The organism is Paraburkholderia sp. BR10937 (assembly GCF_040965695.1).
Classification (GTDB): domain Bacteria; phylum Pseudomonadota; class Gammaproteobacteria; order Burkholderiales; family Burkholderiaceae; genus Paraburkholderia.
Genome location: NZ_JBFRCL010000179.1, coordinates 1 through 359 on the forward strand (window position 1 = coordinate 1; position 359 = coordinate 359).

A 359-nucleotide genomic window follows, 5' to 3' on the forward strand; every position below is an offset into this window, starting at 1 on the left:
CGCGTGCGTTTCGTTGAAAGATCCAGGCCAAGACCGAGCTGTGTCATCGAGGAACTCCTTTAATTCGCGTTCTTCCAGGATAGGACAACGTGACTTCAACGCCAGGACTTTTGCAGACCTTCCCTAGTTCTCGCCACCACGCCCAGGCGGGCGGCAATGCCCGCCCGATGGTAGAGCTTCCCAGATAGAGCAGCCCGTGACCGGCGCCGCGCGCGAAAACCACGCCCAGCGGTACGTCATCGGGCAGCACAGGCGCCTCGACGTCCGGCGCGGCAAGCAGGTGGCCAGCAGGTGTGATTCTTGGCGAAAGGCGATCGGTATCGGTCAAGGACATGACAGTTGATGGGGAAGGCCCGGTT

At 61.3% G+C, this 359-nt stretch carries 1 protein-coding gene; it reads right to left on the reverse strand.

The window, feature by feature from the left end; genetic code table 11:
* Positions 1-43: 43 nt before the first annotated feature.
* Positions 44-359 (reverse strand): hypothetical protein (locus AB4Y44_RS42535; RefSeq protein WP_368702832.1); only part of this gene is annotated, 316 nt, incomplete at its 5' end.